Genomic DNA, 25,129 nt, shown 5'->3' with positions numbered 1-25,129 from the left:
TGTATTTCGTCCGGCAGCGCCGGCCGGCCGAGTCGTCGAGCACGCCGTCGTATTCCTCCCTTGGGCAGCCGACTATGAATGGCGGGACAATGACCGCGCAGACGATGCCGATACCGGACGAACTCTCCACGGTGGACCTGACGGACCCCAGGACGTTCGAGGACAACGACCTGAGCGCCTACTGGCGTCATCTGCGGACGGAGGAACCGCTCTACTGGCACCCCGGCTCGGGTGGCCGGCCCGGCTTCTGGGTGATCAGCCGCTACGCCGACGTCATGGCGCTGTACAAGGACAACAAGCAGTTGACGTCGGAGAAGGGGAACGTGCTGGTCACGCTGCTGGCCGGGGGCGACTCCGCGGCGGGCAAGATGCTGGCCGTCACCGACGGAAAGATGCATCGCAACCTGCGGAACGTGATGCTCAAGGCCTTCTCCCCGAAGGCGCTGCAGTACATCTCCGAGCGGGTGCGGGCCAACACCACCCGCCTGGTGGTGGACGCCGTCCGGCGCGGTGAGTGCGACTTCGCGAAGGACGTGGCCGAGCACATCCCGCTCAACACCATCTCCGACATGCTCGGGGTGCCGACCGCGGACCGCGACTTCCTGCTCACCCTCACCAAATCCGCCCTGAGTTCCGACGAGGAGGGGCAGTCGGACACCGACGCCTGGCTCGCCCGCAACGAGATCCTGCTGTACTTCGGAGAGCTGGTCGCCGAGCGCCGGGCGAAGCCGACCGAGGACGTCATCAGCGTTCTGGCCAACAGCGTGGTCGACGGCGAACCGCTGTCCGAGGAGGTGATCGTTCTCAACTGCTACAGCCTGATCCTCGGCGGTGACGAGACCAGCCGGCTCTCGATGATCGACTCCGTCCGGACCTTGACGGACCATCCGGACCAGTGGCGGCTGCTGCGCGACGGCAGGGTGACCCTGGAGTCGGCCACCGAGGAGGTCCTTCGCTGGGCCACGCCCGCCATGCACTTCGGGCGCCGTGCGGTCACCGACCTGGAGCTGCACGGGCGGGTGATCGCCGCGGACGACGTCGTCACCCTGTGGAACAGCTCCGCCAACCGCGACGAGGAGGTGTTCGAGAACCCCTACACCTTCGATCTGAACCGGTCGCCCAACAAGCACATCACCTTCGGGTACGGGCCGCACTTCTGCCTGGGTGCCTACCTCGGCCGGGTCGAGGTCAACGCCATGCTGGAGGCCCTGCGGACCTACACCACCGGATTCGAGGTGGTGGGCGAGGAGCAGCGCATCCACTCCAACTTCCTCACCGGCCTGTGCGGCCTGCCCGTGCGTTTCGAGCCGGACGAGGCGGCGCTGGCCGCGTACGAGAGTGCGGAGGCGGGACGGTGAACGGCGCAGCGGTCGTGAACGGTTCGAGGTGGCTGCGGTGGTACCGCAGGGTTCCGGAGCCGCGGCTGCGTCTGGTGTGCTTCCCGCACGCGGGCGGTGCCGCCAGCGTCTACCGCGAGTGGCCGCAGTGGCTGCCCGAGGACATCGAGGTGGTCGGGGTCTGCTATCCCGGGCGCCAGGACCGCGTGACGGAACCGTGCATCGAGGAGATGGGACCGCTCACCAGCGCCGTGGCGGACGTGCTGCAGGGCTGGGCCGGCGGCCGCCTGGCACTCTTCGGGCACAGCATGGGGGCCTCCGTGGCCTACGAGGTGGCCCTGCGGCTGGAGCAGCGCACCGGATCCCGGGCCGCCGCCGGGTTGTTCGCCTCGGGCCAGCTCCCGCCGCACCGGGTGGTGCCGAAGGGAGTCCACCGCGAGGGGGACGAAGCGATCATGGAGGAGGTCCGCCGGCTGGGCGACCCGCAGGCCGGCACGGTCCTCGACGATCCGGACCTGAGGGAGCTCGTACTGCCCGCGATCCGTGCCGACTTCCGGCTGATCGGGACCTACCTGCCGCGGCCGGCCGTTCCGCTGGCGACACCGGTCACGGCCTACGTCGGCGAGGACGACGAGGACGTCCCCGTCGAGGGGCTGCGCATGTGGAGTGCGGCGACGGGAACCGCGTTCGACCACCGGGTGTTTCCCGGGGGGCACTTCTATCTCCTCCAGGACCCCGAGCCCGTCGTCCTGGACGTCGCGGGCCGGCTCGCCCCGGCCGCCGTGGCGGGCTGAACGGGCCGGCCGTGCCGCCGTCGGTGCGGTGTCAGTTGACCGCGAAGCGCAGACCCGCGAGGGCCAGTGCGACACCGAAGGCGTCGATCGCGAGGACGCCGACGATCAGCGACACCGACCACCGGCGGCGCCCGGCCGCGGTTGTCAGGAACTGCAGGCCGGCAAGGGCGAGAAGGACGCCCTGGATCAGGAAGGCCGGTTCGAAGACGAGCAGATCGTGCAGGGCCGAGAGGTGGTTCTTCTCCGCGGCCGTCGCCGGGTCCACTCCCGGAACGACGGGGAAATCCACCGCGTTCTGCTGCCCGCTCAGGTACAGGCCCTTGGTCACGAACCCGTACAAGGCATGGGAGACGCAGACCACCGTTCCCGCCCAGATCGGTACCAGCAGCATCCAGGACGGCACTTTCCGGGCGACCGGGCGGTTGAGCCCCAGGACCACGAAGGCGCCGATCAGCATGAGGGCGGAGACCGCCCAGTTGACCGTCCGCACGGCCTCAGCATTGTGCAGTGCCAGCAGCGGCAGCCCCCAGGTGCCGCCGACGGCCCAGTAGACATGGAGCGCCGTGAACGCCAGGGTGAAAACGAAGGCGGAATGCACCCAGCCCGGACGCGGATCGAGTGCTATTCCGTGGCCATTCCGTGATGAATTCGAGGTGTATTCCCGCGGTGTTGACGTCTCGTTTGTCATGCAAGATCCTCACGGTTCGGCCCGTTCACGCCGATGCATGCTAGCACTGGTCGTACCGTAGTCCCCTCCGGTTCGTATCGGATTCTTCGATGAGAAGTCCGGTGCGGTGCAGCTCCGGTGCTAGCGTCGCCGGCGTGGATGCGACAACCGCCGCGGTCCGGTGAAGCCGTGAGCGTTTTTGTTTCCCCGAAGGAAACCCGGGGTTGTCCGAGCTGAACCGTTGATCCGCGATCAGCGGACTGTGAATCAATGGGGTGAACGCGTGGACGTTGCAATCCGGGCTGAGGGGCTGCGCAAACGCTACGGCGGCAAAGTGGTCAAGGACGCGCTCGCCGGCGTCGATCTGACCGTGCCCGCCGGTACCGTCTTCGGGCTGCTGGGGCCCAACGGCGCGGGCAAGACCACCGTCGTGCGCATCCTGACCACTCTGCTCGCCGCGGACGGGGGTGAGGCGAGCGTGGCCGGCTTCGACGTGCGCCGCCGCCCCAAGGAGGTCCGGCGCCGTATCGGCCTCACCGGCCAGTATGCCGCGGTCGACGAGCGACTGACGGGGCGGGAGAACCTCCGTCTCATCGGCACGCTCTACCACCTCGGCCGGGCGGCGACCCGCGCCCGCTCCGACGAACTGCTGGAGCGGCTCGAGCTGACCGACGCGGCCGACCGGCCCGTGAAGACCTACTCCGGGGGCATGCGGCGACGGCTGGACCTGGCGGCCAGCCTGATCGCCGAGCCGCCGGTGCTGTTCCTGGACGAGCCGACCACCGGCCTCGACCTCACCAGCCGCCTGACGCTGTGGGAGGTCATCCGCAGCCAGGTCAGCCGCGGGGTCACCGTGCTGCTCACGACGCAGTACCTGGAGGAGGCCGACCAACTCGCCGATCGCATCGCCGTGCTGCGGGACGGCGGCGTCATCGCCGAGGGCACGCCCGACGAACTGAAGGACCGGGTCGGGGACGAGCGCCTCCGGGTCACCGCCGCCGCCGCGGCTGACGTCGCCGCGCTGACGAAGGTGCTCGGCGGCTTCGGCGAGGAGCCCCTCGTCGACGAGGAGAAGCGCACCGTCTCGGTCCCGATGACCGACGGCGTCAAGGGCATCGCAACGGTGGCGGGCGACCTGGCCGCAGCCGGAATCCCGGTCGCCGACTTCCAGGTGAGCCGTCCTTCGATGGACGAGGTCTTCCTTTCCCTGACCAGCGCCGCCACGCGGCCGGTGACCGAAGGAGCGGTTTCGTGACCGAGGCCCTTACCGACTCGATCGCACTGACAGGCCGACACCTGCGGCACATCGCCCGGGTCCCCGAGCGCCTGCTGAGCGTGACGCTCATGCCCGTGATGTACGTGATCGTCTTCGGGTACCTCTTCGGCAGCGCGATGCAGGTGGAGGGCGGCAACTACCGCGAGTACATCATGGCCGGCATCTTCGCCCAGGTCATGCTCGCCAACCTGCAGACCACCGCCGTCGGTGTGGTCGACGACCTCCGCAACGGGCTGGTCGACCGGTTCCGTTCGCTGCCCATGTCGCGCTACGCGGTGCTGATCGGACGTACCGTCTCCGACCTGCTGCTCTCCTCCGTCGCCGTCGTGGTGATGTCCGGTGTCGGCTATCTCATCGGCTGGCGACTGCACACCGGTGTCGCCGACGTGGTGGGCGCCTTCGGCATCCTCCTGCTGCTGGGCCTCGGCGCCTCCTGGCTCGGCGCCCTCCTCGGGCTCTCCCTGCGCAACGTGGAAGCGGTCAGCGCCGTGATGTCCATGGTCATGATGCCGCTCACCTTCCTCTCCAGCGCCTTCATCCCTCTCAGCGGACTGCCCGACTGGCTCCGCGCCATCGCCGTGTGGAACCCGCTGTCCTCGGTCGTCGGAGCCGTGCGCGAACTGTTCGGCAACCCGATCTCCTCCGGTGACACCTCCTTCCCCTCGACGCACCCCATCCCCATCGCGGTGGTTCTGGTGGTGGCCCTGATCGCGCTGGCCATGCCGCTCGCCGCCCGCCGGTACCGGACCGCCCAAGCCCGGTGAACCGCCCCGCGGTACAGCGCCGCCAACCCCAAAGGAGCACTGCGATGACGCCTGGCCTCAACACGCCGACCGAGCTCGACGCGGGCGACGTGCCCGCACCCGAGCACAACGTCCGCCCGCTCGTGGACACTGCGCTCCTTCCCGACTGGCACGGCAGCGGCAACGTCGTGCACTCGGCGCACCGGATCTACGAGCACCTCATATCGCTGTGGGCGCCGGGCATCATCGAGTCGGCCCACGACCTCGGCGTGTTCGCCGAACTGAGCACCGGCCCGAAGAGTAGCGACCGGCTCGCGGAATCCTGCGGCGCCAACCGGCGTGCGATGCGTGTCCTGATGGACGGCCTGTACGCCTACGACGTCGTGGACCGGCTGCCGTCGGACGACGGACCCACGCTCTACCGGATGTCGGACGAGATGGGGGAATGCCTCCTTCCCGACGGGCTGTTCAGCCTGGTGGGAAAGATGGACTACGACCGTCAGCTGGCCTGGCACTCGTGGCGCAACCTCTCCGACGCGGTGCGGCACGACAACCGGGGCGAGGCCGGGGAACTCCAGCTCAACCAGATCAGCGAGCACAACTACGAGTCGCTGGTGCGGGGCATCAACTTCTGGGCCCCGCCCATCGTCGAGGCACTGCGCGGCGGGTTCGAGACGCTCGAGTGGCCCACCGACCGAGCGGCCTCCGTGCTGGACGTCGGCTGCGGTACGGGCCTCTACAGCCAGTTGCTGCTGCAGAGGTACGAGCAGTGGTCCGCCACCGGCCTGGAGGCCCCGCACATCGCTCCCATCGCCCGGGCGCAGGCGGAGCGGCTCGGTGTCGCGGACCGCTTCGACGTGCAGGTGCGGGACTTCTGGACGGAGGACTGGGGAACCGGGCACGACCTGCTGGTGTTCGTCAACATCTTCCACCTCCAGACGCCGGAGTCCGCGCAGGAGCTGCTGCACAGATCGAAGAAGGCGCTGGCCGACGGCGGCCTCATCTGCATCGCCGACCACATGGTCACCGACGCGAAGGACGCCAAGTCGGTCCAGGACCGCTTCGCGATGCTGTTCGCGGCCTCGATGCTGGCCACCGGCGGAGGCGACGCCTTCCTGCTGGACGAGTACGACGAGTGGCTGGCCGCCACGGGACTGCGCAGGGTGGCGGTGCTCGACACGCCCATGCACCGGGTCCTGCTGGTCGGCCACGCCTGAGCGGCAGTCCTCTCCGTGACCGAGTTCCTCGTCGCCACCCGCGCCGTCGCCGGCAGGCACTTCCACCAGTTGCTGCGCCTTCCGGAGAAACTGATCGGGTTCACCGTCATGCCGGTCGCCATGGTGGTGGGGTTGGGCATCCTCTTCGGCGGCAGCATGAGGGTTCCCGGCGGCGGGGACTACGGTGCGTACGTCTCGGCGGGCGTCGTCAGCTCCATCGCGGTCTCGCTGGCGGCGCTGACGGCACTGGGTGTCGTGGACGATCTGCAGAACGGGATGTTCGACCGACTCCGGTCGCTGCCCGTCGACCGTTCCGCCCTGCTCTGCGGCCGAATCGCCGTCGACGCGCTGCCGTTGGGCACGGCCATGGTCAGCGTGGTGGTGGCGGCCCGGGTGCTCGGCTGGCCCGTCACGGCGGCACCGCACGCCGTGCTCGCCGCGATGGGCCTGGAGGTGCTGCTGGCGATGGGCTGCGCCTGCCTGGGAGTGGTGCTCGGCCTGACACTCCGCCACGCCGAGGCCGTCACCGCCGTGGTGCCGGTGTGCCTGCTGCCCCTGACCTTCCTGTCCGACGCCTTCGTGCCGCCCGGGGGCCTGCCCGGACCGCTGCAGGCCGTGGTCGCCTGGAACCCGGTAACCGCCGTCAACCGCACCGTGAGAGAGCTGCTGGGCGACACCCCGTCCGTCGCGGCGGCAGCGCCGTGGCCCGCCCAGCACCACGGCCTCGTGGCGGTGGCGTTCTGCCTGGCGCTGCTCGCTCTCGGCGTCCCGGCGGCGACACGCGTCTACGACCGCGACGGGCGGGCACGCTGAATCCGTTCGGCGATCCCGTGGGAACCGGGAATCCCGTCGCCGGGAACAGAGTTTTCGAAGTGGCCGGGAATTCCACTTCGTCCCCACTAGGCTTCGCGTGCCGAATGGCAGCAATACTCGTACTTCCTTTCTGCTCGACCGCCGACCGCACATAGCCCGATGGCTGGAGGCGCCATGGATTTCGGCCTGTTCTACTTCGCGAACGACAAGGAAGACGCCGATGACAGATATCGGCTCCTCATCGAGGGCGCCAAGTTCGCCGACAGTCACGATTTCGCCTCCGTGTGGACCCCGGAGCGCCATTTTCACGCCTTCGGAGGTCTTTACCCGAACCCCGCGGTGACGGGAGCGGCGGTGGCCGCGGTCACGGAACGCGTCGCGGTGCGGGCGGGCAGCGTGGTGGCACCGCTGCACCACCCGGTGCGCATCGCCGAGGAGTGGGCGATCGTCGACAACCTCTCCAAGGGGCGGGTGGGCATCGCCTTCGCCTCCGGATGGCACGCCGCGGACTTCGTCCTGCGGCCCGAGGCCTACCCCACCCGGCGGTCGGGACTGATCGACTCCGTGAAGTCGATCCGCAGCCTCTGGCGGCAGGAGCCCGCATCTCTCACCGACGGTGCCGGCGAGACCGTGGACGTCACGGTCTTCCCGCCGCCCGTCCAGCCGGAGCTTCCGGTATGGCTGACCAGCGCAGGCAACCCGCAGACCTTCCGTGAGGCGGGCGAGATGGGCGCCGGCGTCCTCACCCATCTGCTGGGACAGGGGGTGGACGTGCTGGAGAAGCGCATCAGCGAGTACCGCCAGTCCTTCCGCGACCACCACGATCCCTCCGAGGGCGACGGCCATGTCGCCCTGATGCTCCACACCTTCGTCGGCGACGACCGCGAGACGGTCAGGGAGACGGTCCGCGAGCCGTTCAGCAAGTACCTCGCCAGCTCCTTCGACCTGGTCATCCACGCTGCAAAGGCGGCCGGGGCGAACGAAGTGGCCCTGGACCTGGACAAGATGGGGCCGTCCGACATCGACTTCCTGGTGAGCCAGGCCTTCGACCGCTACTTCGAGACCAGCGGCATGTTCGGCACGGTCGAGGACTGCCTGCGCATGTGCGAGACGCTGCACGAGGTGGGCGTCGACGAGATCGCCTGCCTCATCGACTTCGGTGTGGAGACCGGCACGGTGCTGAGCAGTCTGGAGCACCTGGACCGGCTCAGGCAGACCTGGCGGGACCGCGAGCCGGCCCGGTGACGGTGGGCCGTGATGACACACGGAGCGACGAAGGGAACGGGAGTGGAGCCGCAGCCGGTCGGTGACGAGGCGTATCGCGCGTTCATGAGCTCCTTCCCCACCGGCGTGTCCGTCGTCACCACCGTCGACACCGACGGCCGGCCGCGCGGCATGACCTGCTCGTCCCTGTCCGGAGTCAGCCTGGACCCGCCGGTGCTCTCCGTGTGCCTGTCGGTCACCAGCCGGACGCTGCCCCTGGTGCGCACCCACGGTTTCTTCGGGGTCAATCTCCTCGGTGCCTGCGGCACCGCGGTGGCGCGCCTGTTCGCGGACTCCTCGCGCCGCCACTTCGAGCAGGTGCCCTGGCAGCCGGCCGCCGGCACCGGCCTGCCCCGGCTGGAGGGCGACACCGTCGCGTTCGCCGAGTGCCGGGTCATGGACGCCAAGTGTGTCGGCGATCACGTGGTGGTCTTCGGGGAGGTCGTGGGGGTGGACTGCGCCGCGGGCGCGCCGCTGCTCTACGGGCGCCGACAGTTCGTCGGATGGCCCGGAACCGACCACGGCGGCGGGACGGATTCCGTCGGCTCCGGAGCGCGGCAGCAGGTCCGCGAGGTGCCCGCGTCCACCCTTCCCTCCGCAGGCTGAGCGGCTGCCCCGCCCCGGTCGGCCGCTCCGCGCGGCGCGCCGTCCGGCGCGGGAACGGGGTGTCGCGCGTCAGTCCTGCGGGGCGCCGCCCACGGCGGTGGGAGAGCTGCCCTCCACCGCGTCCCGATCGGCCTTGCGGCGAAGGTGGGAGAGGTCCTCCAACAGGCTCGCGGCGGTGACCTCGCGCCGCCGCCCCGGTCGGATGAGGTGGGTGAGCGGCAGCGAACCGATGTCCGCCCAGCACAGCCTGCCGTCGTCGTCGAGCAGGCTGCGGGTCCGTCCGCGGTTGTCAGGATGCACGCAGTAGGGGATGTCGAGATATCCGCGTGCGAACGCCCTGCGCAGCGCACGACCCGGATCGGCGTCCAGATTCCGCACCGCCTCGACCAGTGCCAGCGCTTCGGCGTAGGTCTGCGAATCCGTGGCCGCCGCCGCGAACGCCTTCGGGGTGCAGGCCTCGGCGGTGCGGGAGGCCCGTTCCAGTGCCGCCACGTTCTCGGCGATGGTGGGAATCCTGCGCGACTCGGCGACCGTCTTGACGATCAGGCGTTCGCTTCCGGTCCGCACGGCAAGCTCCGCGGCGCCGTCCAGCACGCGACAGGCACCCGCCTCGGTCGTCGGGTACGCCCCCATGTAGGCGTAGACGACCACGTGCCAGTCCACGTCCGGCAGCAGTACCTCGCACAGGGCCCGCAGCGCACGGACGGCTTCCTCGTCCTGCCCGGCGTGCGTCTGCTGGGCGTAGCTCACCGAGATGCTGCGGCAGCCGTACTCGCGGAAGAACAGGGCTTCCAGCACGCTGAGGGCGACCAGTTGGCTCGGCGGGCAGAGTTGTCCCATCATGCAGCCGCCGAAGGTTTCCATGTGGGGTTCCGCACCCAGGACTCCCAGTCGGGAGAAGACCGCGGTGCACTCCTGCCAGGCTGTGACCGAGTCGGCCAGGGGGGTTCGCCCGTAGGGGAGGCAGTAGGAGACGGGGCCGCCCTCGGTGGCGTCCAGCCCCAGCCCGATGAGGGCGCGGACGATGTGGCCGGGCCGGGAGGACCCGTGACGTACCTGAACGGGGAAGGACGCGTCCTGCACGCCCTCGAGGACGGACCGGGTCGTGGCGGCGGGGTGGCTGACGATGGGGTAGCCGTTGAGCGGGATACCCTGACGCAGCGCGTTCTCGGCGGCGGCGAGTTCGCCCACCCGGGTGTAGCTGTCCAGGGTCAGGGTGCCGACGGTGGGGGCATCGGCATCCCGCGTCGCCGCCAGCCCGGCGCGCATCTGTGCCGGGTCGCTGAAGCCCATCCGCGGCTGCACCACCAGCGTGCCTTCTGCTGCGCGGGAGCGGACGAACGCGCCGAACCCTCCCTGTGCCGGGAGGCGGTGCCGTTCCGTCACCCGTGTCACGCGCCTCTCCCCGAGGTCGAGAGCTGTGGGGCAGGGGCCTGCAGCGAGGCCACGAAGGCTTCGAAGTCGGTGGTGTTCGAGGACCGGTCGGGGAAGACCGCGTCGAAGCCGGCCGCCATCAGGTCGCGGGCGTGCCGCGCCGGTGCTTCGTCGCAGACGGTGAGCTTGCCGCCGATCACGAGGGTGGTGGCGCAGAGTTCGGGGCAGGCGCGGAGCCGGCGGACGACCCGCAGGCCGTCGCTGTAGCCGTGCCCGTTCACGCTGCCGAGAGCCACCAGCAGTGGTTCCGCGCGGCGGCACTCCTCGACGAGGACGTCGTCGGGCACGCAGGGGCCGAGGTTGAGGACGTGGTAGCCCAGTTCCTCGATGAGCAGCTGGAGATAGACCAGGTTCCAGGTGTGTGCGTCGCTGGCCAGACCCGACACGATCACGGTGCCCCGGTGCGGCACGGTCGCCGTGCCGCTCGCCGCGACGACTTGGTTCTCCTGCGGTGCCACGGTTCTCCTCTTTCCGTAGGACGGCGACATCGCCGCAGTGGTCGACGGGAGGGGTGGTCGCGGCAGTTGTCCCGCTCGCACCGCTGTGCCGGGGCGAGCTAGGAGGACAGGGCCGAGACGGCCATCGGTGACCGGCTGAACTCGCGACACTCCTTCTTGATGTTGTCGATCAGCATCAGCGTGGCCCGTGCGGACGACAGCACCATCTGGCCCTCCCGGGTGAGGGTCGTTCCACCGGAATTCCTGGTGAAGAGTTTCGTGCCGAGAGAACGCTCCAAGCAAATAATCTGATAACTGATGGCCGGTTGGGAGTAGCCGAGCTTTTTTGCGGCGAGATCCATTCTGCCTATCTCGGCGATCGCGACAAAGGCTCGCAATTCACGTTCGTGCATTATCGCCTCGCAAGGAACCGGGATATTGTGTCGAGGGACTTTAGCAAGGCTTTCCCTCGGCAGTCACGAGCGCTTGCAGGAAGATGCCAGGGATCAAAACGTGGTGAACGGAAACGGAAGTCGGCCTGAGCGGAGCCGGGTTCCGGACGGGCCGCAGGGCAGCTGATTGTCCGGTTTCTGGTGGCGTGGGCGGTGGACGGCCGAGGGGCGGAGGCGGCCGCGCCGCAGTTGCCGGCGCCGCCCCGGCTGTTCCGCCGTGCGATGGCCGGAGCCTGCCGTGCCGGCTTCCCGGCGCAGTCTGGACAACCCCTTCCGCGCCCGGCAGCATGACCCACCGACTCGGGTGCGCACCGTTGCGGAGCCGCCTCCGCGGTGCCGCGAGTCCTTCCCGTACCTCCGCCGCGGCTCTCGGCCGACGGCCGGTCACCATGCCCCATCCGCGCGGCTTCCGCAGCCGACGGGACGTTCCGGCCGCGGCCGGTCCGGCCCGCGGCCGGGATGCGCGCCTCACCGTCGAGGAGCAGACGCATGAAGGTCCACATCGACCAGGACACCTGCATCGCCTCCGGCCAGTGCGTGCTGGCCGCGGACGACGTGTTCGACCAGCGAGACGAGGACGGCATCGCCGTGCTGCTCGTCGAGGAGCCCTCGCCGGCGCGCGCCGCGGACGTACGGCTGGCCGCCGACTCCTGCCCGGCCCTCGCGATCCGGGTGGAGGAGTGACCCGGATCGTCGTCGTCGGAGCCTCCGCGGCGGGGCTCACGACAGCCGAGAGTCTGCGGCGCCGGGGCCACGACGGGCCGTTGACGCTCATCGGCGCCGAGCCGCACCTGCCGTACGACCGGCCCCCGCTGTCCAAGAAGGTCCTGACCGGAGAGTGGGCACCCGAGCGTGCGACGCTGCGCGGCCGTGAACACCTGCTCGGCCTGGATGTCGATCTCCGGCTCGGGCAGGTTGCCCGCTCCCTGGACACGGTCCGGCGGCGCGTACGACTGGAGAGCGGGGACGAGGTGCCCTACGACCGGTTGGTCGTGGCCACGGGCGTCCGGCCGCGCCGGCGGCCGGGATCGGACCTGGCCGGGGTCCACGTGCTGCGCACCCTGGACGACGCCCTCGCGCTGCGCGACGAACTGGCCGCCGGCCCCCGGGTCGTGGTCATGGGGGCGGGCTTCCTCGGCACGGAGGTCGCCGCTGCCGCCCGCGCGTACGGACTCGAGGTAACGCTGGTCGACCCGGCACCGGTGCCCCTGCACCGGCCGTTCGGGGAACGGGTCGGACGACTCGTGGCCTCGCTGCACCGGCGCCACGGAGTCCGTGTCCGCTGCGGGGCCGGTGTCGCCGGACTCCGCGGTTCCCGTGGCCGTGTCGAGGGTGTCGAGCTCTCCGACGGCACCGTGCTGCCGGCCGAGGTGGTCGTCCAGGCCGTGGGTTCCGCGCCCGCCGTCGAGTGGCTCCGGGGCTCGGGGCTCCGGCTCGGCGACGGGGTCGAGTGCGATGAGCGCTGCCGTGCCGCGGCCGCGGTTCACGCCGTCGGCGATGTCGCCTCCTGGTTCCATCCGGGCTTCGGCCTCCGGCTGAGGACGGAGCACCGGATGAACGCCACCGAGCAGGCGATGAGCGCAGCCGGGGACATCCTGGGCGACAGCCGTCCGTTCGCGCCCGTGCCCTTCTTCTGGACCGACCAGTACGACGTGCGGATCCAGGCGTACGGGATCTTCCCCCCGGGCGCCGGTTTCCGGCTGCTCGGCGGAGACCCGGCGGACGGCCGCTTCACCGCCGCATACGACCGGAGGGGCCGGACCGTCGGAGTGCTGGGCTGGAACGCTCCCCGTGAAGTGCGGCGGCTGCGGAACCTCGTGACCGAGTCCTCCGCCCCGGAACCCGCAGCACCGGCCGCAGCCGAACTGCGGAACTGAACCGTCGCCCGTTGCCCCGATCCGACGGCGCCGCACTTCCGGGTGCGGCCCGAACCGGCCACCGACGCACCGTACTCCGGGAGGACCTCCACCCATGCACCGGACCACCACCGCCCCGACCCCCGCGATCCAGCGCCCCCGACCACGTCCGCACGCCGACCGGATGCTGGTGTGCCTGAGCTACTGCGGCGGTGGTACGGCCCCGTTCCGCAAGTGGGCCGATGCGGTACCGGACGACGTGGAGCTCGCTCTGGTCTGCTACCCGGGCCGGGAGGCGCGGCGCAACGAACCGCCCGCCTCCGACTGGATCACGCTTCGGGACGACGTGGTGAGGGCCGTCGCCGGTGTCGCCGATCGCCCCTACACGCTGTTCGGCCACAGCATGGGATCGCTGATCGCGTTCGAGACCGCGGCCCGGTTGGAACGCCTCGATGCCGCGCCACCGGAAGCGCTGGTCGTCTCCGGCGGTGTGGCACCGCACCGGAGGGACCGTGTCCGCGCCGGACTGCCCCGCTCGGACGACAGCGACGAGGCGGTGCTGGCCTGGATGTGCGACCTGGGTCAGATGCCCGACGTCGTGGTCCGGGAGCCGTACCTCCGCCGGTTGGCGATCGACCTGGCCCGGGCGGACCTGGCGGTGTCGGAGTCGTACCGCTTCGCACCGGGATCCAGGGTGACGATGCCGGTCAGGATGCTGTACGGCGCCGAGGACCGCGAGCCCTTCGCGGAGGTGGAGCGCGAGTGGCGCACCGTGGCCGGTGAGCGGTTCGAGGCGTTCGAGCTGCCCGGCGGGCACTTCTACACCCCGGAGGTGTGGGCCGGACTCCCGGCGTGGTGTTCCGCCGGGTCGTGACAGCGGCGCTCCCGGCGGCATGTGCGAGCAGGGCCGTTCCGGACGCGGGTGGCAGCAAGTTGCAATCCGCATTGCACCGGGAAAATCGCGACTGCGATATTTCCGGTGTCATTCGTCCGGCGCGGATGAAGTGCTTTCCCGGAACAGCGGTTCCGTGTCCGGATGCCGGTACGTCCTGTGTCGACAACCTCCCCGGGCCGGTGCGGGACCGAGCCGTCCCCGAGCGCCGGAGCGGATTCCGTGCTCCCGCGGACGGCGCCGGCGGGAGGGGCGCGTCTCAGGCCTGCCCGAGTCCGAAACGAGCCGAAGGACACACATGACACCACCGCCCGTCGCAGTCGGTGCGCGTTCACTGGTTCGGGAACTGGCCGGTGGCGACACCGTGCTGCAGGGAATCCTGGTCCGCGGCCTGGACGATGTGGAGCGGCGTCTGTACTCCTGCGTGGAGTCGACGGGCGCCGCGTTCGTCACCGAGACGGCAGGACACGTCGTCAAAGCGGGCGGGAAGCGCCTGAGACCGCTCCTGACGTTGCTGGGCGCCCGGTTCGGCACGGGTGCGGGAACGGGGGAGTCCCGCGAGCCGAACCGGGTCGTGGATGCCGCGGTGGCCGCCGAACTGCTGCACGTCGCCTCGCTCTACCACGACGACGTGGTGGACGAGGCCGCCACCCGCCACGGTGTGGAGAGCGCCAACGCCCGCTGGGGCAACTCCGTCGCCGTCTTCACCGGCGACTGGCTCCTCGCCCGGGCGGCCCAGGTCGCCTCGGGCCTCGGGGAGGAGGCGGTGCGACTCGTCGCCGAGACCTCCGGCCGGCTGGTCGAGGGCCAGTTGCGGGAACTGGTGGGACCGGGCAAGGGAGAATCGCAGCTGCTCCACTACTTCGATGTCACGGCCGGGAAGACGGCGTCACTGATCGCGGTCTCGCTGCGGATGGGCGCTCTTCAGGCGAAGGCGCCGAGGCAGGTGATCCACGCGCTCGAGGAGTACGGTGAACACCTGGGCACCGCCTTCCAGATATCCGACGACATCCTCGACATCACCGCTCCGCAGGAAGCCACCGGAAAGGAGCAGGGCAAGGACCTTGCCTCCGGGGTGGCGAGCCTTCCGGTGCTCCTCTCCCTGTGCGGGCCGGGTGACGGAGGAAGGGAGCTTCAGGAGATTCTCGAGAGGAACGACGCCGTTCGCGGAGCGCAACTGGAAACGACCCTGCAGATTCTCCAGAATTCCTCCGCCGTCGTCCAGGCGCGTTCCGTCATGCTGGACCGACTCGCCCGCGCACGGCTCGCGCTGGCGGCAGTGCCGCGCATACCGGCGGTCAAAGTACTGGAGGCGCTCTGCGACTTCGTCGCCGAGCGTCGGGAGTGAAGTGCCGCTCCGCGCCGCCGGCCGGCCCGACGGCTGGCGGATCCGCGGAGGGGCAAGGGGGGTTACATGGGAAGAGGGGAGCACATGCACGGCGACGACACGGAGTCGGATGCCACCGGCCCGGGGCGCGAGCACGGGTACCTGCCAACGGCCGGCGACGCCTGCGAGACGTGGGTCGGTCTGCTCAACGACTACATCGCCGCGCTCGACATGTCCGTCTCCGCCGAAGAGGGCCCGGCCGGATGCTGAGGGCTTCTCGGCGTCCGAGGCGCCTCGGACGGGCGTTCCCGCGGCGAGGTGGCCCCGGCTTCTGACCGGTTCTCCCCCACGGCCGACCGCCCAGCGGACGGATGGCGGAGCTGCGTGGCACCAAGCTGCCGGACCCCGTCTCCATTCATGTCGTGTCCCTGGCGAAAGAGTAGCTTGCGGCGTGCACGACGGGCGGCATCGCCCGGGGGGAAGGACATTTCCGAGAGGTTGACGTGGTTGGCACCGGGATCGGTCTGGACGGGCGGTCGGAACTCCTCTACCGGACGCTGCTCCTGAGAAGGACATGGCGTGCGCGGGAACTCGCCCGCGCACTGGGCTGGCCCCAGGAAGAGGTCGCGACGGTGCTCGACGGGCTCCGTACCGAGGGCTTCGCGGCGTTCTCGGAGAACGACGCGACGCGGTTCCGCGCGGTCGAACCGTGCATCACCCTGCCCGCCCTGCTCGCCCGGCGCATGCACGGAAGCCGCTCGCCGCAGCCCCGGCCCGCCGACATCGACCGGTTCATCGCCATGCACGAGCGGGCGGCCGAGAGACCCGCGGACGGATCCGGCGGCACGCACCGCCACGACGTCGCCCTCGTGGTGGAACGGATCGTCGCCAAGGTCGAGCGGGACGTCGTGTTCCTCGTCCCGGACTTCGTGGCGGGCGGGTCCGAGTTCTCCCGACCTGTCGTGGACATGGTGCTGCGTCGCGGAGCCGGTTTCCGGGCCGTGTGGGCGGACCCGGTGCTGCGCAACCCCTCGGCCGCGGCGCATGCCCGATGGCTGGCGGACGAGTCCGTCGCACCACGGGCCCTGCGGACGGTGCCCGTCCGCGCCATGATCATGGACGGGGCGGTGTCCGTGGTGGTCGAGAGGTCCGGCGAGGTCCGCGTCGTGCGCTCCGGTCCCGAGCTGGAACGCCTGTGCGCCCTCGCCGACCGGCTCTGGTCGGACGGCGCGCCGGTGGGACAGGCACGTCGCAGTCCCGGCCCCGCGACACAGCGCCACCGTTCCGAGACCGTGCTGCGGCTGCTGTCCGAAGGACTCACCGACGAGGCCATCGCTCGTCGCCTGGGGTGCAGTGTCCGGACCGTGCGCAACGACATCGCCTCCGCCATGGCGGTGCTCGACGCACGCAGCCGGTTCCAGGCCGGGGCACGGGCGATGCAGGTCGGTCTCATCTGACCGCCCCTCGCCTTCCCCGCCGCGCGGCCGATCCTGCGCCGGCCCCCGTGCACCTGCGCGTCAAGCGTCCCAATCCGCCTCCCCCGCCGGCCGGTGGGTGCGCTCGTGCAGCGCTCGCAGCATCGGTGAGGTGTCCAGCAGCCAGATACCGGTCAGTACGAGGCCACCGCCCAGCAGCGCGAATCCCACAGCGATCGGGTCGCTGCGCACCGACTCGTCGAAGAGGACGACACCGCAGGCCACGGCCACGAGTGGCTCCACCGTGTCGATCACCGGCATGCTCGCCGACAGCGGGCCCGCCTGGAAGGAGCTCTGGATCAGCAGCAGGCCCAGGATGCTGGCCAGCACGAGCAGATAGGTCTGCCAGGCCGTGAACAGTTCGACGGCACCGGTGCGGAACGTCGCCACGGTCGTCGCGAGCAGCACCGACTGGCTGCCCATCACGATGCCCGCGGCCGCGGCGATGACCGAAGCCCGGCTCGGCCCGCCGACGCGGCGGCTCACGAACAGCACCCCGACCGTGGCCGCTGCGGCGGCCGTCATGGCCAGGGTCCACTCCTCGACTCCGGCCACCGGCTTGGAGCGCTGCGGGGCGGCGGCCGCCATGGCCGTGGCCAGACCGACCGCCACCGCGGCTGCGCCCAGCCATTCCCGCAGGTGGAGCCGCGTCCCGTAGAGGCGTACGGACAGCGGGATCGCGAAGAGCAGCTCGGTGACCAGCAGCGGCTGCACCAGCGACAGCGGGCCGTGCGCAAGGGCGACGGACTGGAAGGCGTACGCCACGATGGCGCAGCCGATCCCCGCCAGCCACAGCGGCCGCCGCGCCAGATGGGTGAGCAGCCGGTAGGACATCGCCTCGTGTTCCGGTTCCCCGGTCGCGGCACGCTGCTGCAGCACGCCCGCCACCGCGAAACAGGCCGCGGCCGCCAGCGAGGCCGTGACAGCGATCAGCATGCGTGTGTGTCACCGCCCCCGGGCGGGACGGCAGCACCGCCGGGCGCGTCCGGCGCCTTCCGGGCGGCGGCCGAGCGCCACACCGGCAGCAGGTCCTCGGTGAGCACCTGCCGCCACGTCCGATGCTGCTCGCGTGCGGTCCTCCCGGCGCTCCCGCCCAGCGTGCGCCGCAGTTCGGGTTCCCGCAGCAGCGGGCGCAGCGCCGCGGACCAGCCCGCCGCGTCGTCCCGCCGCACCACCACGCCGTCCGCGCCTGGGCGGGAGAGCCAGCGCGTGGTCCGCGCCCCGGCGGGCAGCACGACGGGCAGGTGGCAGGCCATGGCCTCGCCCACCGCGTTGCCGATCGTCTCCGACCGCGACGGGAACGCGAAGATGTCGCAGCCCGCGTACACCTGTGCCAGCACCGGCTGCGGGACCGGGCCGAGCAGCGTGACGTCCGGTCCGAGCAGGCGGCGCAGATCGCCCTCCTCCGGTCCGGAGCCCGCGACCACCAGGTGCGATCGGACCCCGTCGGAGTTCAGCCTGTGCAACGCGTCGGCCAGCACCATCACCCGCTTGGAGGAGTCGACGCGACCGGAGAAGAGCACCGTGGGCCGGTCCTCCGGGATGCCGTGACGCCGGTGGAACCGGGACCGGGCGGCGGGATCGGGGCCGAAGCGGTCGTGGTCGACACCCCGGTCGAGGAGGCCCACCCGGTGCGGGGGCACCGCCGCGGCGATGTCACGGCGTTGCTCGGGTGTGGCCACCAGAACCCGGTCGCAGGCGCGCAGCAGGCGGTCGCGGCGGTGCCGGATCAGTTGGGCCGCCATCGTGCCGGGAACCGTGAGGGGGCCGGTGAGGGCGTGCAGGTAGGCGGCTGCCAGCGCCGGGACGTCGGTGTGCACCGAGCCGACGAGTCTCCCGGCCGGCGTGCCCGCCCGCAGCCGGGAGCCCACCCGTCGCCGCCCCTGCCGGGCGAGCCGCACCGCGGTCGTGGCGAAGCCGAAGACATGGGTGAGGTGCCAGACGTCGTGCGCGGGCAGCAGCCGCGCCAGCCGCGGGTGGTACGGGACCAGGTCCGTGACGTCCGCGCCGCCGCTGACGCGCATCAGCGGCGCGGTGCTGACGACGGGCCGCAGGGACACGAAGCGCACAGCGGGGGAGAGACGGTCCACCCGTTCCTCCGACCCCAGGACGTACAGGGTCAGGTCCATCCCCAGGGCGGCCGCGTCCAGGTCCGCGGCGGCTTCGGCGAAGCGCTCCCAGCACTTCATGTGGCCTCCGGCGTCCGGGCTCCGGACCAGCTCGACCAGGACGGCGACCGACGGCACGCCCCCCGGAGGTGTTTCCCGCAGGCCGGTGAGCGGCTCCGTCGCCCTCACGACGGCCCGCCGGTCCCGCGGGGGCCGGGGCCGCTCTGCCGGGCGATCAGACGGGAGAGAGCAGCCGGGCTCACCGCGCGCAGCAGGTCCAGGACGCGGTAGTGCCGGGGCACGCACACCTCGGGGCGCGGCCGCTCCAGCAGTCCCGCGACGGCACGGCCCACCCGGTCGGGCGGGATCATCCGCCGCGCCGTCCGCGCGCGCAGCGGCGCCAGGCGGGAGGTGTGGAAGAAGGGCGTGTCCACCAGGCCCGGGTGGACCACGCTGAAGTGCACCCCGCGTCCGCCGTACTCCGCCGCCAGGCTCTCGGTGAGGGTCGCCAGGCCCGCCTTGGCGGACGCGTAGGCGCCGTGTCCCCACGGGCCGGCCTTGGCGGAGACGGACGCGATGTTGACGACGTGTCCGCGACCGCGCGAGAGCATCCCGGGCAGGACGGCCCGGACGGCTGCCGCGGGGGCGAACCAGTGCACCTCGAACAGGGCGCGCGTCTCCTCGGGGCTGACGTCCAGGAACGGGGTGTACATGCCGTGGCCCGCGCAGTTGACGAGGACGTCCACCGGACCCAGTTCCTCCGCCAGTCGGGTGAACTCCTTCTCGACGCGGGCGTCGCCGCCGGCGAGGTCCAGGGCGACGGGCGTGCAGGGGGCGTAGCGGCGCAGTTCGGCGGCTGCCTCCTCCAGAGGCTCCGGTCGGCGGGCCACCAGGACGGTCGGTCTGCCGCGGCGGGCGAGGGCGCGGGCCGTCGCGCGGCCGACCCCGCTCGACCCGCCGGTGATCAGCGCCACGCCTGAGTCGTCTCTCACGACCCCACGGTATGACGGTTTTCGCCCGTTCCGCCCGGCAAGTCCGGGTGTGTCGGTTCCGCGTGGCTCAGGTCGCGGGGGCGTCGCTCCCCTCCCGCGCCGCCGCCGGGCGGGGCGGAACCCCGCGGCCGCTTCCGGTGGCGGCGTGGCGGGTCATGCCGGGCAGGAAGTCCGTGAACAGCTCGTGCACCTCCTGGACCAGCGGCCGCAGCACCCGGAAACGGGAGAGGGCGATGCCCCGGCTGGTGAGGCGGGCGCCGCGGTCGGCCAGGCGCCGACTCCTGCGGTGTCCCTCGGAACGGTCGAAGACCCAGTACAGGACCAGTCCCATCTGCGACAGCCACATCAACTCGGGCAGCGCGTCGCGCAGTTCTGGTGAGACCTTGGCCCGGGACCCCGCCAGGGTCTCCCGGTGGACATCGATCGCCGCCTCACGAGCAGGTGCGGATTCAGGGGAGAACGGACTCAGCGGGCTGTCCGGGTCGGCGGCGTTCCGGAAGAACTGCGAGGCGAACTCGTGGTACGGCTCGGCGAGGTCGAGCCATGCGTGCAGCACGCCGGCCAGCCGCGGTTCCAGGTCCGCCTCCCGGTCCAGGACGGGACGGACGGCCGCACGGTGGTCGGCGGCGATGCGGTCGTAGAAGCCCTGGACGAGGTGTTCCTTGCCGGCGAAGTAGTAGTACGCGTTGCCGGTGGAGACCCCGGCCTCCCGGGCGATCGCCCGCATGGTCGTGCGGTCGTAGCCCCGCTCCCGGAACAACCGCAGAGCGGTCTCCAGGATCAGGCTGCGGGTCTGCTCGCCCTTGGCGGCCCGGGCGGAGCCCGGGGTCTCCTCGTTCGACTGCTGCTTCGCTGCTGGCACGGCACCCGAGCCTAGTCAGTGGTTCCGCAGCCGTCGTCCCCGCACCCGGGGCGGGCGTCCCGTCCGCCGCGACCCGTGCGGCTCCCCCGCCACGTGGCCGCCGCCAGGACCATGCCTCGTGCGAGTCCCGCGCCCAGGGGAGTGCAGAGGCGGTGGGCGGTGGCCCGGTGGTCTGCGAGCGCCCACAGCACGGCGATCCAGGCAGCGGGGCCGCGGTAGACCTGACCGCTGTCCCCGACGACGGTGATCTCCTCCAGGGTGGCGGCGTGGTCGAGGTCCGGCAGGAGGCCCCGGGCGCGTGCGGAACCTGCCGGTACCGGTTCCAGCGGGACGAGCTGCGGTTGGCGGCTCAGCCAGGCGGTGACGTGGCGGCAGAGCCCGCACTCGGCGTCGTGGAGGACGAGGAGTCGCCGTACGGGGATCCGCCGCGCACCACTGCGCGGCGGATCCCCGTACGAGGGGGTCACCGCGGCCGTGGGCCTCACGCGCCGCTCCGCGGGGCCGACACCCAGCCCTGCGGCTCGACCGGGGGTGTCTGCTCGCGCTCCATCGTGCTCCGCTGCCGGTACTTGTTCAGCACCCAGACGTTGCCCAGGTGCAGCACGCCGAGCGCCAGCAGGACGACACCGAGCTTCGCCGAGAGGGCCTCGAAGGTCCCGCGCACCGTCGAGATGTGCCCGTCCCTGCTGAGGTAGAGCGCCACGAAGCCGAGGTTGACGAGGTAGAAACCCACCACCAGAAGGTGGTTGACCGCGTCGGCGAGCTTCTCGTTCCCGCGGAGCACATCGGAGAGGAAGAGCCGTCCGTTGCGGCTCAGCGTGCGCGCCACCCAGACCGTCAGGGCGACGCTGATCACCAGGTACACGATGTACGAGACCACCATGAGGTCCATGTCCCACCCCTTCGCGAACCCTTCGCCAGGGTTCTTGAACGCGTTCAAAATATTGCGACGCACCTACTGTAGAGGTCGAGTTGAACGCGTTCAAGTGTCAGTGTGCTGCACCGTGCCGGAACGGTGTCGGGCGTGGGCGGCGCCCGGGCGGCGGTTGGCTCCGGACCGCCTCCCGTCCGCATACTCGGGGCGTGCAGATCCTCTCCTTCCCCGAAGCGTCCACGCCCCGCGACCTGCGCGTGCAGGTACGTGCGTTGCAGGACGTCGCCTGGCCCACCACGGGCGGCAGCGGCACTCCGCACGATGCCCCCGTCCACGACACCGCGCTGCATCCCCGCTCGATGCTGCTGGTCGAGGACGGGACGGTGCTGGCCGCGCTCGACGTGCTCACCAAGGACCTCACGCACGCCGGGCGCACCTACCGCGCCGGCGGCCTCAGCACCGTCGTCACGCACCCCGAGAGGCGCCGGCGCGGCCACGGACGCCACCTGGTGTCCGCCGGCCGTGCCTTCATGGTCGAACAAGACCTGGACCTGGGACTGTTCACCTGCGACCGGCCCCTCAGGCCCTTCTACGAGAGCGCCGGTTGGGAGGCTCTTCCGGCCACCGTCCTGGTGGGTGGCACCCCCGACGCGCCCTTCCCCAGCGACGTACCGGGATTCGACAAGGTCACCATGGCGGCCTTCTTCTCCTCGGCCGCGCGGCAGCACCGGCCGGACTTCGACGAGGCGCGCCTCGAGCTGTATCCGGGGCGCATCGACCAGTTGTGGTGACACGGCGGACGCCGCCGGACGCACGAGAGCCCTCCCCGGGCCCGAAGGCCGGGGAGGGCTCTCGTCATGCCCTATGGGGCGTCAGCCCTGGGAGGAGCGACGCTTGCGCGCCACGACCAGGAGGCCACCGCCCACGGCGATGCCGGCGGCGGCGATGCCGGCGATCAGCGGGGCGTTGCTGGAGGCACCCGTCTCGGCGAGGTCGGTGGGAGCGGGCGACTCGGTCGACTCGGAGGGCTCCGGCGCCGGTTCGCTGGTGCTCTGCGAAGGCTCGGTCTCGGGAGTCTCGGAAGGAGTGGGCTCCGGCTCCTCGGAAGGAGTCTCGGACGGGGTGGGCTCCGGCTCCTCCTGACCCTCGCAGACCGGCGAGGTCTTGACCTTCTCCACGTCGTAGCGGTCGTCGTCCGAGGCGTCGATCTTCAGGTGCACCTCGAGCGGCTCGGTGTGCTCCGGCAGCGCGATGCCGCTCTGCTCGAAGCTCCTGCCGAACTCCTCGTTCAGCAGTTCATCACCGCCGGCGGTGATGGTCACCGAGTTGCCCTGGCGGGCGTAGTACTTGAGGTTGACCGAGACCGAGTCGCAGGTGACGTCCCAGTTGGGAGTGTGTGCGGACGCGGGTGCGGCGAACAGGACCGAACCCGCGAGCGCGATGCCTGCCGCGCCGAGGACGGCGGCGCCACGGCGTCTGTGTATCTGAGAGCTCAACTTTCCCACTCCGGCTGGTAGATGGTTCAGAGGGGTGGTGCGAGTGTCGAACGCTACTCCCTTGCTCGGGGAGGTTTTCATCCACCCCCGTCTCCGTGGGAACACCCGCCCCGTGTGCTTCCACCCGTGCCTCCCGCGCCGAGGGCGGCGGGAAGATCGCCCAGGTGGGACACGACCCGGTCGGGATCGCGGAACACCTCGGGGTAGGGGAGCGGGAGCCGCCGGAGCCACACCGCGCCCAGCCCCGCGCGCAGCGCGCCGTCGACGTCCCACGGGTGCACCGCGACGAGCACGGCCTCCCGCGGATCCAGGCCCAACCGGGACAGCGCGTACCGGTAGGCCGCGGGCGACGGCTTCCAGGCCTGCGGCCCCGAGACGTCGAGATGCGCCTCGAAGCAGTCCGCGAGGCCGGCACGAGCGAGCAGGTCCGTGGCGCCGGCGGCCGAGCCGTTGGTCATCGTGGCCAGCCGGAACCCGGCCGTGTGCAACCCGCGCACGCCCTCCGGGACGTCCGGGTGCACGGTCAGCTCCGCGAGGCCGTTGAGGACATGCTCGACGTCGTCCTCCGGGTCGCCGGTCGTGCCCGCTCCGCGGAGTACCGTGCGCAATCCGGCACGGGCGACACTACGGAAGTCGGCGTACGCGCCGGCCGCGGTCAGGGCGAAGCCGTCCCGCAGCACCCCGGCGAACCAGCCGGGCATGAGGCTGCGTGGGACCCCCACGTCCTCGAAGCGCTCCGCCAGTGGTGTCAGATCACTGAGCGTCTCGTTGACGTCGAAGAGTACGGCACGCGGTGTGTTCCTCACGCTCGTCTCCTGCCTCTCGGTGCGGTGGTTGTGCCATGGGATCCGGTCGTCCCCTCCGGATCGTTCCGTCCGCAGCCCTGGTGCGCATCCGGACGCCCGATCTAGTCTCCTCTGCCATGACCTTCTCGATCGTGGCGCGCTCGGGGCGTGCCCTGGGCGTGGCGGTGGCCAGCAAGTTCCTGGGCGTCGGTGCTGTCGTGCCGGCCGCGGAGGCCGGAGTGGGCGCGGTCGCCACCCAGGCGACGGCGAATCTCCGATACCGGCCGCAGGGAACGGCACTGCTGCGCACCGGACTCGGGCCGGACGAGGTGGTGCGTGCGCTCGTGGCGGCCGACGCGGAGCGCGAGCACCGGCAGGTCGGAGTCGTGGGGCCGGAGGGACGCGGCGCCACTTACACCGGCGAAGCGTGCCTGGACTGGGCGGGAGGCACGTCCGGAGACGGGTTCGCGATCCAGGGCAACATCCTCACCGGGCCCGAGGTCGTCGAGTCCATGGAGGCCGCCTGGTCCGCCTCGCGGGAGCAGGGGCTCGACAGGCGCCTGCTCGAGGCACTGGCCGCCGGCGACGATGCCGGTGGCGACCGGAGGGGCCGTCAGAGCGCCGCGCTGTACGTGGTGTCGCCGGGAGGAGGCTACGGCGGCGGCAGCGACGTCGCCTGCGACCTGCGGGTCGACGACCACCCCGCGCCCGTGGCGGAACTGCGACGCCTCCTCGAGGTCCACACCATGCTGTTCGGCACGCCCGACCCGGATTCCCTGCTCGATCTCACGGGTCCGCTGGAGCGGGAGGTGCGGGAGCTGCTCGCCGTGCGGGGACACTCCTCGCTGGAGACGTGGGCGGGGATCGAGAACCTGGAGGACCGGCTGGTGCCCGGCAGGATCGACCCCGTTGTCCTGGACCACCTGCGGGGCGGCGCTCCCCACGGGTGACTCGCCTCGGCGGGCCCGCCCCGACCGGACCGCTTCCCGCGGTGGGAGCCGTGGTTCTCGCTAACCGTTCCGGCCACGGCCGGCGAGGAGCGCCGGTGCAGGGGCGGCGGCGTCCTGGCGGGGGCCGTTCCGCCGGAGCGGGGAGCCGGAACGGAGTCCGGCGAAGAGGTCGTTCTCGGGGAGCGAGGTCTCCACGAGCGACCTCGCGAGTTCGAAGTCCTCGGTCGGCCAGATCTCCCGCTGGATCTCCAGCGGGACGCGGAACCAGCCGCCGTCCGGATCGATCTGCGTCGCGTGGGCGATCAGTGCCTTGTCGCGGATCTCGAAGAAGTCGCCGCAGGACACGCGGGTGGTGAGCCGCCGGTGCCGGTGCTGGAACGGCGTCATCAACCGCAGCCAGGCGCCGCAGCGGACGGCCAGGCCGCGTTCGAGCAGGGCCTCGTGGAGGGCGCGGGTGCGCTGCGGGTTGAAGT

General features: G+C 71.3%; 28 protein-coding genes and 1 pseudogene. 16 read left to right on the top strand and 13 right to left on the bottom strand.

Annotation, left to right across the window (positions count from 1 at the left end):
* The first annotated feature begins 89 nt into the window (after positions 1–89).
* Complete coding sequence (locus tag ACL06G_RS04560; protein ID WP_412788051.1) at positions 90–1,358, top strand: cytochrome P450; 1,269 nt, start codon at positions 90–92, stop codon at positions 1,356–1,358.
* Positions 1,355–2,131 carry a thioesterase II family protein gene (locus ACL06G_RS04555; RefSeq protein WP_412788050.1) on the top strand — a complete coding sequence of 259 codons (777 nt, stop codon included), beginning with the start codon at positions 1,355–1,357 and terminating at the stop codon, positions 2,129–2,131. The genes ACL06G_RS04560 and ACL06G_RS04555 overlap by 4 nt, the downstream gene beginning before the upstream one ends.
* A 31-nt stretch (positions 2,132–2,162) precedes the next feature.
* Here the strand turns inward: ACL06G_RS04555 and ACL06G_RS04550 are convergent, their stop codons facing one another.
* On the bottom strand, positions 2,163–2,729 hold the full coding sequence (locus tag ACL06G_RS04550; RefSeq protein WP_412788049.1) for a DUF3995 domain-containing protein: 567 nt from the start codon (positions 2,727–2,729) through the stop codon (positions 2,163–2,165).
* A gap of 352 nt (positions 2,730–3,081) precedes the next feature.
* Between ACL06G_RS04550 and ACL06G_RS04545 the strand changes: the two genes are divergently transcribed.
* From ACL06G_RS04545 to ACL06G_RS04520, 6 genes are all read left to right on the top strand, one after another.
* Positions 3,082–4,053: an ATP-binding cassette domain-containing protein gene (locus ACL06G_RS04545; protein WP_412788048.1), complete on the top strand. Its 972-nt coding sequence runs from the start codon at positions 3,082–3,084 to the stop codon at positions 4,051–4,053.
* A complete protein-coding gene (locus ACL06G_RS04540; protein WP_412788047.1) occupies positions 4,050–4,838 on the top strand; it encodes an ABC transporter permease in 789 nt (262 codons plus the stop codon). Before ACL06G_RS04545 ends, ACL06G_RS04540 begins: the two co-directional genes overlap by 4 nt.
* Before the next feature lie 44 nt (positions 4,839–4,882).
* Positions 4,883–6,034, top strand: coding sequence for an SAM-dependent methyltransferase (locus tag ACL06G_RS04535; RefSeq protein ID WP_412788046.1), 1,152 nt, complete (start codon positions 4,883–4,885; stop codon positions 6,032–6,034).
* 15 nt (positions 6,035–6,049) lie between these two features.
* Positions 6,050–6,847, top strand: coding sequence for an ABC transporter permease (locus tag ACL06G_RS04530; protein ID WP_412835451.1), 798 nt, complete (start codon positions 6,050–6,052; stop codon positions 6,845–6,847).
* Between the two features lie 174 nt (positions 6,848–7,021).
* Positions 7,022–8,092 carry a MupA/Atu3671 family FMN-dependent luciferase-like monooxygenase gene (locus ACL06G_RS04525; RefSeq protein ID WP_412835450.1) on the top strand — a complete coding sequence of 357 codons (1,071 nt, stop codon included), beginning with the start codon at positions 7,022–7,024 and terminating at the stop codon, positions 8,090–8,092.
* 12 nt (positions 8,093–8,104) lie between these two features.
* Entirely contained in the window at positions 8,105–8,716 is a 612-nt protein-coding gene (locus tag ACL06G_RS04520) for a flavin reductase family protein (RefSeq protein ID WP_412788043.1), read from the top strand.
* A 69-nt stretch (positions 8,717–8,785) separates the two neighbouring features.
* Here ACL06G_RS04520 and ACL06G_RS04515 read toward each other — a convergent pair whose 3' ends face one another.
* The 3 genes from ACL06G_RS04515 to ACL06G_RS04505 all read right to left on the bottom strand — a co-directional run bounded on the left by ACL06G_RS04515 (position 8,786) and on the right by ACL06G_RS04505 (position 11,000).
* Positions 8,786–10,111 (bottom strand): methylaspartate mutase, encoded by a 1,326-nt coding sequence (locus tag ACL06G_RS04515; protein WP_412835449.1) that lies wholly within the window; start codon positions 10,109–10,111, stop codon positions 8,786–8,788.
* Positions 10,108–10,608 carry a cobalamin B12-binding domain-containing protein gene (locus ACL06G_RS04510; protein ID WP_412788041.1) on the bottom strand — a complete coding sequence of 167 codons (501 nt, stop codon included), beginning with the start codon at positions 10,606–10,608 and terminating at the stop codon, positions 10,108–10,110. Before ACL06G_RS04510 ends, ACL06G_RS04515 begins: the two co-directional genes overlap by 4 nt.
* A gap of 98 nt (positions 10,609–10,706) precedes the next feature.
* Positions 10,707–11,000, bottom strand: coding sequence for a LysR family transcriptional regulator (locus ACL06G_RS04505; protein WP_412788040.1), 294 nt, complete (start codon positions 10,998–11,000; stop codon positions 10,707–10,709).
* Positions 11,001–11,528: 528 nt separating this feature from the next.
* On the opposite strand from ACL06G_RS04505, the gene ACL06G_RS04500 reads away from it, so the two are divergent.
* The 6 genes from ACL06G_RS04500 (at position 11,529) to ACL06G_RS04475 (ending at position 16,571) form a co-directional block, all read left to right on the top strand.
* Complete coding sequence (locus ACL06G_RS04500) at positions 11,529–11,723, top strand: ferredoxin (protein WP_412788039.1); 195 nt, start codon at positions 11,529–11,531, stop codon at positions 11,721–11,723.
* On the top strand, positions 11,720–12,916 hold the full coding sequence (locus tag ACL06G_RS04495) for an NAD(P)/FAD-dependent oxidoreductase (RefSeq protein ID WP_412788038.1): 1,197 nt from the start codon (positions 11,720–11,722) through the stop codon (positions 12,914–12,916). Before ACL06G_RS04500 ends, ACL06G_RS04495 begins: the two co-directional genes overlap by 4 nt.
* A gap of 94 nt (positions 12,917–13,010) precedes the next feature.
* A complete protein-coding gene (locus ACL06G_RS04490) occupies positions 13,011–13,769 on the top strand; it encodes a thioesterase II family protein (RefSeq protein ID WP_412788037.1) in 759 nt (252 codons plus the stop codon).
* Between the two features lie 316 nt (positions 13,770–14,085).
* Positions 14,086–15,135: a polyprenyl synthetase family protein gene (locus ACL06G_RS04485; RefSeq protein ID WP_412788036.1), complete on the top strand. Its 1,050-nt coding sequence runs from the start codon at positions 14,086–14,088 to the stop codon at positions 15,133–15,135.
* An 84-nt stretch (positions 15,136–15,219) separates the two neighbouring features.
* Positions 15,220–15,384 carry a hypothetical protein gene (locus ACL06G_RS04480; RefSeq protein ID WP_412788035.1) on the top strand — a complete coding sequence of 55 codons (165 nt, stop codon included), beginning with the start codon at positions 15,220–15,222 and terminating at the stop codon, positions 15,382–15,384.
* Positions 15,385–15,617: 233 nt separating this feature from the next.
* Positions 15,618–16,571 carry a helix-turn-helix transcriptional regulator gene (locus ACL06G_RS04475; protein ID WP_412788034.1) on the top strand — a complete coding sequence of 318 codons (954 nt, stop codon included), beginning with the start codon at positions 15,618–15,620 and terminating at the stop codon, positions 16,569–16,571.
* 60 nt (positions 16,572–16,631) lie between these two features.
* Here the strand turns inward: ACL06G_RS04475 and ACL06G_RS04470 are convergent, their stop codons facing one another.
* The 6 genes from ACL06G_RS04470 to ACL06G_RS04445 all read right to left on the bottom strand — a co-directional run bounded on the left by ACL06G_RS04470 (position 16,632) and on the right by ACL06G_RS04445 (position 21,443).
* Positions 16,632–17,525, bottom strand: coding sequence for a DMT family transporter (locus tag ACL06G_RS04470; RefSeq protein WP_412788033.1), 894 nt, complete (start codon positions 17,523–17,525; stop codon positions 16,632–16,634).
* Positions 17,519–18,886, bottom strand: coding sequence for a glycosyltransferase (locus ACL06G_RS04465; RefSeq protein ID WP_412788032.1), 1,368 nt, complete (start codon positions 18,884–18,886; stop codon positions 17,519–17,521). The genes ACL06G_RS04470 and ACL06G_RS04465 overlap by 7 nt, the downstream gene beginning before the upstream one ends.
* Complete coding sequence (locus ACL06G_RS04460; protein WP_412788031.1) at positions 18,883–19,689, bottom strand: SDR family NAD(P)-dependent oxidoreductase; 807 nt, start codon at positions 19,687–19,689, stop codon at positions 18,883–18,885. The genes ACL06G_RS04465 and ACL06G_RS04460 overlap by 4 nt, the downstream gene beginning before the upstream one ends.
* Positions 19,690–19,756: 67 nt before the next feature.
* Positions 19,757–20,551, bottom strand: a complete 795-nt coding sequence (locus ACL06G_RS04455; protein WP_412788030.1) for a TetR family transcriptional regulator — start codon at positions 20,549–20,551, stop codon at positions 19,757–19,759.
* Between the two features lie 11 nt (positions 20,552–20,562).
* Positions 20,563–21,036 carry a thiol-disulfide oxidoreductase DCC family protein gene (locus ACL06G_RS04450; RefSeq protein WP_412788029.1) on the bottom strand — a complete coding sequence of 158 codons (474 nt, stop codon included), beginning with the start codon at positions 21,034–21,036 and terminating at the stop codon, positions 20,563–20,565.
* Positions 21,033–21,443: a hypothetical protein gene (locus ACL06G_RS04445; protein ID WP_412788028.1), complete on the bottom strand. Its 411-nt coding sequence runs from the start codon at positions 21,441–21,443 to the stop codon at positions 21,033–21,035. Before ACL06G_RS04445 ends, ACL06G_RS04450 begins: the two co-directional genes overlap by 4 nt.
* Positions 21,444–21,634: 191 nt before the next feature.
* Between ACL06G_RS04445 and ACL06G_RS04440 the strand changes: the two genes are divergently transcribed.
* Entirely contained in the window at positions 21,635–22,216 is a 582-nt protein-coding gene (locus tag ACL06G_RS04440) for a GNAT family N-acetyltransferase (protein ID WP_412788027.1), read from the top strand.
* 81 nt (positions 22,217–22,297) lie between these two features.
* Here the strand turns inward: ACL06G_RS04440 and ACL06G_RS04435 are convergent, their stop codons facing one another.
* The gene (locus ACL06G_RS04435) at positions 22,298–22,921 is read right to left on the bottom strand and encodes an LAETG motif-containing sortase-dependent surface protein (protein WP_412788026.1); all 624 of its coding nucleotides are present in this window, start codon (positions 22,919–22,921) and stop codon (positions 22,298–22,300) included.
* 77 nt (positions 22,922–22,998) lie between these two features.
* Entirely contained in the window at positions 22,999–23,727 is a 729-nt protein-coding gene (locus ACL06G_RS04430; RefSeq protein WP_412788025.1) for a haloacid dehalogenase type II, read from the bottom strand.
* Between the two features lie 116 nt (positions 23,728–23,843).
* On the opposite strand from ACL06G_RS04430, the gene ACL06G_RS04425 reads away from it, so the two are divergent.
* Positions 23,844–24,656 carry a DUF1028 domain-containing protein gene (locus ACL06G_RS04425; protein ID WP_412788024.1) on the top strand — a complete coding sequence of 271 codons (813 nt, stop codon included), beginning with the start codon at positions 23,844–23,846 and terminating at the stop codon, positions 24,654–24,656.
* A 147-nt stretch (positions 24,657–24,803) separates the two neighbouring features.
* Here the strand turns inward: ACL06G_RS04425 and ACL06G_RS04420 are convergent.
* Positions 24,804–25,129, bottom strand: a pseudogene (locus tag ACL06G_RS04420) (mycothiol conjugate amidase Mca); the annotation flags it as partial.

Source organism: Streptomyces callyspongiae (assembly GCF_047200695.1).
Taxonomy (GTDB): Bacteria; Actinomycetota; Actinomycetes; order Streptomycetales; family Streptomycetaceae; genus Streptomyces.
This window is presented reverse-complemented; position numbering and strand designations above follow the sequence as displayed.

Coding starts and splice junctions, on each gene's coding strand:
- ACL06G_RS04560 (WP_412788051.1), top strand. CDS start 90: ATGACCGCGCAGACGATGCCGATACCGGACGAACTCTCCACGGTGGAC.
- ACL06G_RS04535 (WP_412788046.1), top strand. CDS start 4,883: ATGACGCCTGGCCTCAACACGCCGACCGAGCTCGACGCGGGCGACGTG.
- ACL06G_RS04525 (WP_412835450.1), top strand. CDS start 7,022: ATGGATTTCGGCCTGTTCTACTTCGCGAACGACAAGGAAGACGCCGAT.
- ACL06G_RS04520 (WP_412788043.1), top strand. CDS start 8,105: ATGACACACGGAGCGACGAAGGGAACGGGAGTGGAGCCGCAGCCGGTC.
- ACL06G_RS04505 (WP_412788040.1), bottom strand. CDS start 11,000: ATGCACGAACGTGAATTGCGAGCCTTTGTCGCGATCGCCGAGATAGGC.
- ACL06G_RS04500 (WP_412788039.1), top strand. CDS start 11,529: ATGAAGGTCCACATCGACCAGGACACCTGCATCGCCTCCGGCCAGTGC.
- ACL06G_RS04490 (WP_412788037.1), top strand. CDS start 13,011: ATGCACCGGACCACCACCGCCCCGACCCCCGCGATCCAGCGCCCCCGA.
- ACL06G_RS04485 (WP_412788036.1), top strand. CDS start 14,086: ATGACACCACCGCCCGTCGCAGTCGGTGCGCGTTCACTGGTTCGGGAA.
- ACL06G_RS04480 (WP_412788035.1), top strand. CDS start 15,220: ATGCACGGCGACGACACGGAGTCGGATGCCACCGGCCCGGGGCGCGAG.
- ACL06G_RS04470 (WP_412788033.1), bottom strand. CDS start 17,525: ATGCTGATCGCTGTCACGGCCTCGCTGGCGGCCGCGGCCTGTTTCGCG.
- ACL06G_RS04445 (WP_412788028.1), bottom strand. CDS start 21,443: ATGGACCTCATGGTGGTCTCGTACATCGTGTACCTGGTGATCAGCGTC.
- ACL06G_RS04425 (WP_412788024.1), top strand. CDS start 23,844: ATGACCTTCTCGATCGTGGCGCGCTCGGGGCGTGCCCTGGGCGTGGCG.